Consider the following 8,740-nt stretch of genomic DNA (forward strand, 5'->3'; position numbering starts at 1 on the left):
GCCCTGTCTTGGCGACCTGATCTTCGCGGGGCTGCAAACGCAGGACTGGCCGCTGGTGCTGACCGGATGCGCGGCCGCTGCTTCACTGGCGTTGCTGGCGGACGGATTGCTGGGCGCGGCGGAGTGGGGCGTGCGGACGCGGCGGCGCTGGCCGGTCTGGAGCGGGCTGGCGGTGCTGGCGTGCGGGCTGCTGCTGTCCCTCGCGCCGCTGGCGCGCAGCCATGGGCCGGTGGTGACGATCGGCGCGAAGAATTTTTCCGAACAGTTCATTCTGGCGCGCCTGATCGGCAACCGGCTGGAGGCGGCAGGATATCAGGTGCGATACCGGGAGGGGCTGGGATCGGCAGTGATCTTCAAGGCGCTGGAGGCAGGCGATATCGACATCTATGTCGATTATGCCGGGACGATCTGGACCAACGAAATGCGCCGTTCCGATGTGCCGCCGCGCGGACGCATGGTCGCGGACATCGGGGCGCGGATGAAAGGTGGCGGGAAGGGCGCGCTGATCGGCCCGCTGGGGTTCGAGAATAGCTACGCCTTCGCCATGCGGGCGACGGACCAGCGCCGCCTGGGCATCCGCACGCTGGGCGAACTGGCCGCGCGGTCGCCCGCATTGCGGCTGGGCACCGATATCGAGTTTCTGGAGCGGCCCGAATGGAGGATGGTGAAGGCCGCCTATCCCATGCGCTTTGCCGAGGCGCGGCCATTTCAGCCGACGATGATGTATAATGCGCTGGCGTCCGGCCGTGTCGACGTCATCACCGCCTTTTCCTCCGACGGACGGATCGCGTCGGACGGGCTGGTCACGCTGGCGGATGTGAAGGGGGCGATCCCATCCTATGACGCCCTGCTGCTGGCGAGCCCCGCGCGCGCCGGAGACGAGCGGTTCATCGCCGCGCTGGCGCCCCTGATCGATCATGTGCCGGTGGCGCTGATGCGCGAGGCCAATTACCGGGTGGACCGGCCCGACGCCAAGGAAAGCCCGGCGCAGGCCGCGGCGTGGCTGGACAGCCGGATCGGAGGATAGCGACTTAGGGCTGAATGCCGATTGGCCCTCGTTTCAGATCGGCCGCTCCGGGTCCGGCCAGAGCCGTTCCAGCCGGGAGCCATACATCATCAGCACGGACGCCGGATAGCCCGCATCCGCCGCCTTGCGTGCCGTTTCCACCGCCATTTCGGTGGCCTCCTCAATGGTTTCGAAGGGGCCATAATAGCGGTTGTCGAGATTGATCTTCCACTCGCCATCATGCTGCATGATGATGTAGCGCGCGGGAGGGAGCTTCATTGTAACGGGCCTTTGACGGAAACTGCTGCGGGACCCTAATCCGCCAAAAGCCCGGCCGGTGCAAGGCCGGAGGAAAATGCCATCCCCGTGCGATTCGCGGGAACGCGGCGATCGGCGGCGTCATCCGGAACGCCGTTGCGACGATATGCCCCGCACATGCGGCGCGTGTCAAAACGGGACGCCCGGCAGGTCAGGGAATGGCGTCCGCCCCCACATGGCGGTGGTGCCAGGAAAAGATCGCGGCGGCGCTCCGGTGCGGCCGCCAGCCCTCGGCCAGCGCGCGAACCGCCTTCTCATCCGGCCGGCCGGGAAGCCCCATGATCCTGCCAACCTCCACCTGCACGGCGAGATCGCCCGCCGGCCAAATGTCCGTGCGGCCCTCCGCAAAAAGCAGATAGATTTCCGCAGACCAGCGCCCAATGCCCTTGATCTGAACGAGTTGGGCAATCGCCTCCTCATCATCCTTCGGGAGATTGTGGAGATTCAGGACGCCGGAAACCACCAGTTCCGCAAGGCTTCTGGCATAGCCCTGCTTCTGACGGGAAAGGCCGCAGGCGCGCAGCGCGTCGAAATCGCGGGAGAGGAGGGCGTCCGGCGCGCAGCCAGCGCCCAGTTCCCTTTCCAGCTTTGCCCAGACCGACGCGGCGGCGGCGATGCTGACCTGTTGCCCGACTATCGTGCGCAGCAGGGTCTCATAGCCCGGCTCCCGGACGCGCGGCGCAGGATAGCCGATGCGCGTGACGGCGCTGGCGAACAGCGGTTCTATAACGCCAAGCGCGTCCAGACTGGCGCGTAGGCTTTCGGGCGTCGTCACCATCGCTGCTTCTTCGTGCAAATGCTTGATTTCATCTGCGTCATCCCTAATAGCGGCGAAGAGTTCCAAGGGGAGTTGCGTATATGCCGAAGCTGATCGTGGTCAACCGCGCTGGCGAAGAACAGGCCGTCGACGGAGATAGCGGTCTGTCGGTCATGGAAGTCATCCGTGACAACGGGTTCGACGAATTGCTGGCGCTGTGCGGCGGCTGCTGTTCCTGCGCGACCTGCCATGTCTATGTCGACCCCGCCTTCGCCGATCAGTTGCCGGCGATGAGCGAGGACGAGAACGACCTGCTCGACAGTTCCGACCATCGCAATGAGACCAGCCGGCTGTCCTGCCAGCTTTTCATGAGCGACGAGATCGAGAATCTGAAGGTCACGATCGCGCCGGAGGACTGAGTCCGGGAAGCCGGGCCTATTTGGCCGGGAATTTGATGACGGCCATTGGCGCTTCCGTCGTCAGCGGGTCGACCTTCCAGACTATCGTGTGACCCTGGGGCGAGGAGGCGGGGCCTTCTTCCTGGTTCTGGCTGACGATCACGGCGTTGGTCGTGAGCGTGAACGCGCCGTCCAGCGCCTGCGCCGCCTTCTCCTCCGCCGGGCTGCGGCCCATCGGGTTTTGCGACCTGCTGTCGTCATTCGCAAAGCCGGGCGCCTTCACCCGTACGCGGTCGTCCCCGCGCAGCTCCACGGCGACGAAGGGGAATATGATCTTCGCGTCGATATTGAACGGAAAAACGAAGGCGTGATCGAGCGTGCCGGCAATGGCATAGTCGATTTCGAACTTGCCATCGCCAAGATAGCGCGCCGTGCGGAACCCCTTTTCCCGCGAGAGCGCGGCGGCGATGGCCAGCATCTTCTGCTTGCTGTCCTTGCCGTCACTGAAATCATCGTCCGGCGCGGCGGGCTTTGGCGTCTTGCCGGGTTTCGCCGCCGCGTCCCGGAGCGCAATGTCGCGATAGACGCTCTCCTCGCCGGACGGGGCGCCAACATCATTGCCGATGGCGTCGCTGGCGTTCATGGCGCTGTCCATATCGACCGCGATGACCTCGCCCTTATAGGTGAAGGCGAAGCTGCGGTCGGCGCGGATGTCGAGGGTCGAGGTGAACTTGCCCGGCGTCAGGAAACATGCCGAAAGCAGCAGGGATGAAGCCAGCACCAGCGCCGCGCGTGTGAGATATCGCATATCACCCCCGTTTCCGCCCGGCGGCCCGCCGCCTATCGGCAGGCGGCGGCGTAAAGGGCGATGGCCGCGGCGTTGGAGACGTTGAGGCTTTCCATCCGCGGGCTGATCGGCAGTTTAGCCAATATGTCGCAATGCGCCATGCTATTGTGCCGCAACCCTTCGCCTTCGGCCCCAAGGACCAGCGCGACGCGGGAATCGCCGATCGCCTCGCCCAGCGTCACATCGGCGGTTCCATCCAGGCCGATGCGCCAATAATTGGCCTCCGCAATCTCATCGAGCGCGCGGGCGAGGTTCACGACACGCACCCAGGGCACGATTTCCAGCGCGCCGGACGCCGCGCGCGCCAGTGCACCCGATTCGGGCGGGGCATGCCTGTCCTGCGTCACGATGCACAGGGCGTCGAAGGCGGCGGCGGACCGCAGGATCGCGCCGACATTATGCGGATCAGTCACTTGATCGAGGACAAGCACGGGCCGCTTGTCATTCTGCCCGGCCTCCAGCGCGTCGCCCAGCCAGACATCCTCCAGCGCCTCAACCTCCGCCACTATGCCCTGATGCGGCGCATCGCCCGGAACCATGCGGCCAAGGTCCGCGCCGTCGGCGTAAACGATAGGCAGGACGGGCGGCAATTCCATGGCGTTCAGCGTTTCGCGCGTGCCCCATATCTTGCGGATAACCCTGTCGGGATTGGCGAGCGCGGCCGTGACGGCGTGACGCCCATAGAGCCGCGGATAACCGCCTTTCGGCGTGCCGGTACGATGTCCTCTTTTCATCGCCCGCTCATTTCATGGGAAGCATTGACAGGCAAGCCTCCATTCGCCATTGGACGCGCCTCCCGCCGGGATATCGCTCAACGATATGCATGGCGGTGTGGACAGGTGGCCGAGTGGTTAAAGGCAGCAGACTGTAAATCTGCCCGGGTTTCCCGTACGCTGGTTCGAATCCAGCCCTGTCCACCATTCCCCCATTCTCAGCCATCCTCAGCAGTCCGCCCGGATGGACATTTTTGGCGGTTTTCTGTCCTTTATCCCCATTGAGCGTTTATATCTTTCCGCATGCTTCCGGCTCAGATGAGGCATTCAGACGAGGTACCGATTTCGAAAACGAGCTATCGGGAATATGCTCACCGAAGCGAAAATTCGCGCTGATCAAAGTTAATGGTATAGCAAGACATTGTTTTTGCTATCATATTCCATTGTGCAGCGCCGCAACTTTTCAGACCACGAATGGTTAAATCCTAGATCCGCTTTATCACCTCTTCGAGGCTGGCGGCTGCTCCGTTCAGAGGTCCTATATGAAGCACCCACAGCCTGACGAATTTCAGATAATTCCGCACCATATTGCGATGATCGGCAACAGCACCCCTCGCAAATGCGGCATCGCTACATTCACCACCCATTGCAGTCAGGCTTTAGCGAAGCAATTTCCGGACATGTCCGTGGACCATTATGCTCTGGATGATGGCCTGGGAAATTTAGTCTATGCTGATGATATCAAATTGATCGCCCAGAATGACCTCATTTCATACGCGGAAGCAGCGAGGGAAATTGAGGAAAGTGGCGCACAGGCCATTTGGCTGCAGCATGAGTTTGGCATTTTTGGCGGTGCCGCGGGTGACATGATCTTGCACCTGCTGGCGAGAACAAAGCTTCCTCTCGTCACGACCCTTCACACCATCCTGGAGAATCCCAACCCAGATGAATTGCGCGTCATGAGAGCGCTGCTCGCCCGATCCGATCAGATCATTGTGATGGCTGAACGTGGCCGAGAGATTCTGCGGAACCATTATCAAGTCGATGACGCGCGCATCTCGCTCATAGTTCATGGTGTCCCTGATCGCCCCTATGTCGAGCCAGCAGCAATCAAGCCTTTGCTGAATTGCAGCGGGCGAAGCGTGATACTGACCTTCGGTCTGCTTGCACCTGATAAGGGGATAGATGCGATGATCCGCGCCATGCCGGCGATCGTCCGCGCTCACCCCGATGCGCTCTATGTCATACTTGGCGCAACCCATCCCAACATTGTCCGTGAGCAGGGAGAAAGCCTGCGCCAGTCGTTGCAGGCATTGGCATGTGAACTTGGCGTTGATGAAAATGTCGCGTTCATCAACCAATATGTCGAACAGGATGAGTTGCTCGATTATCTGCAGGCTTCAGATATCTACGTCACGCCCTACGTCAATCCGGCGCAGATCACATCCGGCACCCTGAGCTATGCCATAGGGATGGGTAAGCCGGTCATCTCTACTCCCTATGTCCATGCAACGGAAATATTGGCTGATGGCCGTGGCATCCTCGTTCCATTTGGCGACAGTGAGGCGATGGCCCACCAAATCTCCCATCTGCTTACCGATCCGAATATCCGCAACGGCTATGCCCGCCGCGCTTATGCATATGGCAGGGGAATGATATGGAGCGAGCTTGCAAAGCGTGTCGGCCGATGTCTGGCTCAGGCCATTTCCATGCAGCCCACTCGTCTGGCGCCTCGACGTAATTATTCCATCATGGAGCCAGACCTATCTGCGATTTTACGCATGAGTGACGGCACTGGCATGCTTCAGCACAGCATCCTCTCCGTGCCTGACCGCAATCATGGCTATTGTATAGATGATAATGCGCGCGCCCTGATTTTGATGACGCAGATCGCATCGCATGATGACGAGGTGCATGATCGCTGGATGACCACATATGCCAGCTTTGTGGAACATGCGTGGAACCCGCAGGCAGGGCGTTTCCGGAATTTCATGGCGTTCGACCGGACGTGGTGCGAGGAAGCTGGCTCGGAGGATAGTTCGGGCCGCGCAATATGGGCCTTGGGTGTGACGGCCCGGGATGCGACACTGCCGAAACATCGTGAATGGGCTGTGCATCTTTTTGACCGTTCGATCGGTATGATACGGTCGCTGAGTTCACCGCGTGCGCGCGCCTTTATCATGCTGGGAGCGGCCGCGATGCTGGAGGCGCGTCCGGGCGACAGTCAATGTCACGACATATTATGTGAATTCGGTTCGGAGCTGATATATCTCCTGGAACAGGCCCGGAGACCGGACTGGGCGTGGTTCGAAGCAGTGCTCGCCTACGACAATGCGAGGCTGCCCCATGCCTTACTCGTGGCCGGTAAGCAGCTTAATAATCATGAATTTATCGCGTGCGGTCTTTCGACATTGGACTGGATCGTAGCGCAGCAGACACATCCAGATGGTCATTTTCGCGCAATTGGTACCGAAAGCTTTGGTCGAGCTTACAGCAAACCTCTGCCTTTTGATCAGCAGCCGCTCGAAGCTCAAGCAACGATCGAAGCAGCAGTCGCCGCATATGAGGTCGACAAAGCGACCAAATGGATAGAGATCGCGGAAAATGCCTATAGCTGGTTCTTGGGCAAGAATGAGCTGGATATCCCGCTTGCCACCGCGAACGACGGCGGTTGCTATGATGGCCTGACGCCCACAGGCGTCAATCGAAACCAGGGTGCTGAATCGCTTCTTGCGTTGCAACTGGCATCCTGCGCGATGAACAGGCTTTCCCGCACCCTATCAGCCGTGGCACATGAAGTTGCGCCGGAGGTTGCCCCGGCGTCCGCCTAGCGATCAGGACTGCACGGGATAAAACATTGCCAGCAATTAAGACGTTGCCGCTTCGCTTGAATGCAGATCCTTCGCGGGTAGTCGTGAGGCCGTTTCATTTAGGCTGGCATGCTAATGGATCGGGCCCTAGCCGGACCGAGCGGATCGTGGCCGCCGTTCTGGCGATGTCAGAGCATGAAACCCAGAAACAGCTCGCGCATGTGTTGACGGACTTTGAGGCCCGGCACTGGCAAACGCGGCGCGTGTTCATGACCCGCTATGCCGAAATTGCTGCGGTTTTGAAACTTGAGGACAGGCAACTGAGCGACGCGCGATGTCAGCTTATCGGCGCATATTTTTGCCATGAATATAGCTATGCCGCCGCCGCGTTGATGAACCCCAGCGTGGTACCTCATCCTGATCAGAGTGGAATGCCGCGTGATAGTTGCCGCATCGTCATGTCCTTGCGAGCAGTGGGTGAAGGACATATCAGTTCCATCGCCTTTCGTGAGGGTATCATAACCCATGGCGGCGATTTTCAATTGGCGACCGAACCCCCCTTTGCCACCGCGGCCGACGCGCAGGAAGCCGAGGACCATATCCCCGAAGGCCAGGTCACTATCTTTCGCCATAAGGATAGTACCCTGTCCGGGACGGTGATTTTTCCGATCACTGATGCCCAGGCAAATGGATTGGAAGATTTGCGGCTCGTTGAATTTCATCACGAGGATGGCCGCAAGGAATGGCTGGGCACCTACACTGCCTATAACGGCCGTCAAATTCAGTCTGAAATGATGCGGACTTCCGACTTCCGCACCTTTGACCTGCTACCCTTGACAGGCAGCGCCGCGCGCAACAAAGGCATGGCGCTCTTCAGCCGGCAGGTGAACGGCAAATATATGATGATTGGCCGGCAGGACGGCGAGAATCTCTATCTCATTACGTCTGATAGTTTGACTGATTGGGGCGAGGGCGTACAAATTCTGACGCCACAATATCCTTGGGAATTGGTGCAGATCGGCAATTGTGGCGCCCCGATAGAATTGGATGAGGGCTGGCTGCTTCTGACGCATGGCGTGGGCGCCATGCGGGAATATTCGATCGGCGCAGCGCTTCTTGACAAGGATGACCCATCCAAGGTCCTCCGCCGATGCAAAGAACCGATCCTAAAGGCGTCCGAGGATAATCGGGAAGGCTATGTTCCCAATGTCGTATATACCTGCGGTGCGATGAAGCACGGCAACAACATCTTCATGCCATATGGCGTGGCAGACAGCTCGGTCGCCTTTGCCTTTGTCCCTATAGAAGAAATGCTTGCGCTGATGGAATGACGGGCGTCGGGATCAATTCGTGAAGGATGTTTTTGGTATATGGGTGATCCGGCAGGCAAGGTCTGCCTCGCCGCTTGCGACAATGAAATGGTCACCAGCGTCAGCTATCCCCGTCGTAAAAACGATATCGCGCAGATATATGCGATGGGCCAATGGCTGGAGCAGCATGTCATTTGGCTCCAGTATCGGTTTATGATCAGTGCGGAGAATGAGACTGGGCTTCTTGCCGTCTAGCAGCGACCAATAGGTGCGATATGCGCCCACGCCGTCATTAGGTTCAACCCCGTGCCACAAGCTTAGCCATCCGTCTTCAAACCGGACTGGCGGTGCGCCGCCGCCGATCCGCATTGTCGTTGCTGCATGCGGGCGAATTCCCGGATTTATGTGGGGTTTCCAGTGAAATGCGTCACAGGAGGTGGCCAAATTGATTGAGGGTCCCGCACGCCAGGGACTGCCAGGAGGATAGGCGAAATAGAGATCGCCCAAGGGGCGGGTTTGCGCCCAAAACATGCCATCGATTTGGCCTTCAAATATGAGCATGTCTTTGTTCTGGTGATCGA

The 8,740-nt window shown here is 59.7% G+C and carries 9 protein-coding genes and 1 tRNA gene; 5 read left to right on the plus strand and 5 right to left on the minus strand.

The annotated features are described in order from the left end of the window. On the plus strand, nt 1–1,027 hold a 1,027-nt coding region (locus BHQ40_RS22950; RefSeq protein WP_070158065.1), incomplete at its 5' end, for a glycine betaine ABC transporter substrate-binding protein. 33 nt (nt 1,028–1,060) lie between these two features. Here BHQ40_RS22950 and BHQ40_RS22955 read toward each other — a convergent pair. Then, nucleotides 1,061–1,285 (minus strand): DUF2188 domain-containing protein, encoded by a 225-nt coding sequence (locus BHQ40_RS22955; RefSeq protein WP_070158066.1) that lies wholly within the window; start codon nt 1,283–1,285, stop codon nt 1,061–1,063. Between the two features lie 190 nt (nt 1,286–1,475). After that, nucleotides 1,476–2,102 (minus strand): DNA-3-methyladenine glycosylase family protein, encoded by a 627-nt coding sequence (locus tag BHQ40_RS22960; protein ID WP_070158073.1) that lies wholly within the window; start codon nt 2,100–2,102, stop codon nt 1,476–1,478. An 80-nt stretch (nt 2,103–2,182) separates the two neighbouring features. Here BHQ40_RS22960 and BHQ40_RS22965 point away from each other — a divergent pair, with 80 nt between their 5' ends. After that, entirely contained in the window at nt 2,183–2,500 is a 318-nt protein-coding gene (locus tag BHQ40_RS22965; RefSeq protein ID WP_070158067.1) for a 2Fe-2S iron-sulfur cluster-binding protein, read from the plus strand. 16 nt (nt 2,501–2,516) lie between these two features. Here BHQ40_RS22965 and BHQ40_RS22970 read toward each other — a convergent pair whose 3' ends face one another. Both BHQ40_RS22970 and BHQ40_RS22975 read right to left on the minus strand, forming a co-directional pair. Beyond that, complete coding sequence (locus tag BHQ40_RS22970; protein ID WP_070158068.1) at nt 2,517–3,287, minus strand: hypothetical protein; 771 nt, start codon at nt 3,285–3,287, stop codon at nt 2,517–2,519. Nucleotides 3,288–3,319: 32 nt separating this feature from the next. After that, the gene (locus BHQ40_RS22975) at nt 3,320–4,060 is read right to left on the minus strand and encodes a TrmH family RNA methyltransferase (protein WP_070158069.1); all 741 of its coding nucleotides are present in this window, start codon (nt 4,058–4,060) and stop codon (nt 3,320–3,322) included. A gap of 99 nt (nt 4,061–4,159) precedes the next feature. Between BHQ40_RS22975 and BHQ40_RS22980 the strand changes: the two genes are divergently transcribed. The 3 genes from BHQ40_RS22980 to BHQ40_RS22990 all read left to right on the plus strand — a co-directional run bounded on the left by BHQ40_RS22980 (nt 4,160) and on the right by BHQ40_RS22990 (nt 8,180). Next, nucleotides 4,160–4,246 (plus strand) — tRNA-Tyr (locus BHQ40_RS22980). Between the two features lie 335 nt (nt 4,247–4,581). Beyond that, complete coding sequence (locus tag BHQ40_RS22985; RefSeq protein WP_070158070.1) at nt 4,582–6,870, plus strand: glycosyltransferase family 4 protein; 2,289 nt, start codon at nt 4,582–4,584, stop codon at nt 6,868–6,870. Nucleotides 6,871–6,896: 26 nt separating this feature from the next. Continuing rightward, entirely contained in the window at nt 6,897–8,180 is a 1,284-nt protein-coding gene (locus BHQ40_RS22990) for a glycoside hydrolase family 130 protein (RefSeq protein WP_070158071.1), read from the plus strand. A 12-nt stretch (nt 8,181–8,192) separates the two neighbouring features. Here BHQ40_RS22990 and BHQ40_RS25425 read toward each other — a convergent pair. Beyond that, nucleotides 8,193–8,740: glycoside hydrolase family 130 protein (locus BHQ40_RS25425; RefSeq protein WP_494338032.1), on the minus strand; the 548-nt coding region annotated here is incomplete at its 5' end.

This window comes from Sphingobium phenoxybenzoativorans (assembly GCF_001757355.1).
Taxonomy (GTDB): domain Bacteria; phylum Pseudomonadota; class Alphaproteobacteria; order Sphingomonadales; family Sphingomonadaceae; genus Sphingobium; species Sphingobium phenoxybenzoativorans.

Excerpts from the sequence above, each read along its gene's own strand:
- BHQ40_RS22975 (WP_070158069.1), bottom strand. The coding sequence starts at position 4,060 with ATGAAAAGAGGACATCGTACCGGCACGCCGAAAGGCGGTTATCCGCGG.
- BHQ40_RS22955 (WP_070158066.1), bottom strand. The coding sequence starts at position 1,285 with ATGAAGCTCCCTCCCGCGCGCTACATCATCATGCAGCATGATGGCGAG.
- BHQ40_RS22970 (WP_070158068.1), bottom strand. The coding sequence starts at position 3,287 with ATGCGATATCTCACACGCGCGGCGCTGGTGCTGGCTTCATCCCTGCTG.
- BHQ40_RS22985 (WP_070158070.1), top strand. The coding sequence starts at position 4,582 with ATGAAGCACCCACAGCCTGACGAATTTCAGATAATTCCGCACCATATT.
- BHQ40_RS22960 (WP_070158073.1), bottom strand. The coding sequence starts at position 2,102 with ATGGTGACGACGCCCGAAAGCCTACGCGCCAGTCTGGACGCGCTTGGC.
- BHQ40_RS22965 (WP_070158067.1), top strand. The coding sequence starts at position 2,183 with ATGCCGAAGCTGATCGTGGTCAACCGCGCTGGCGAAGAACAGGCCGTC.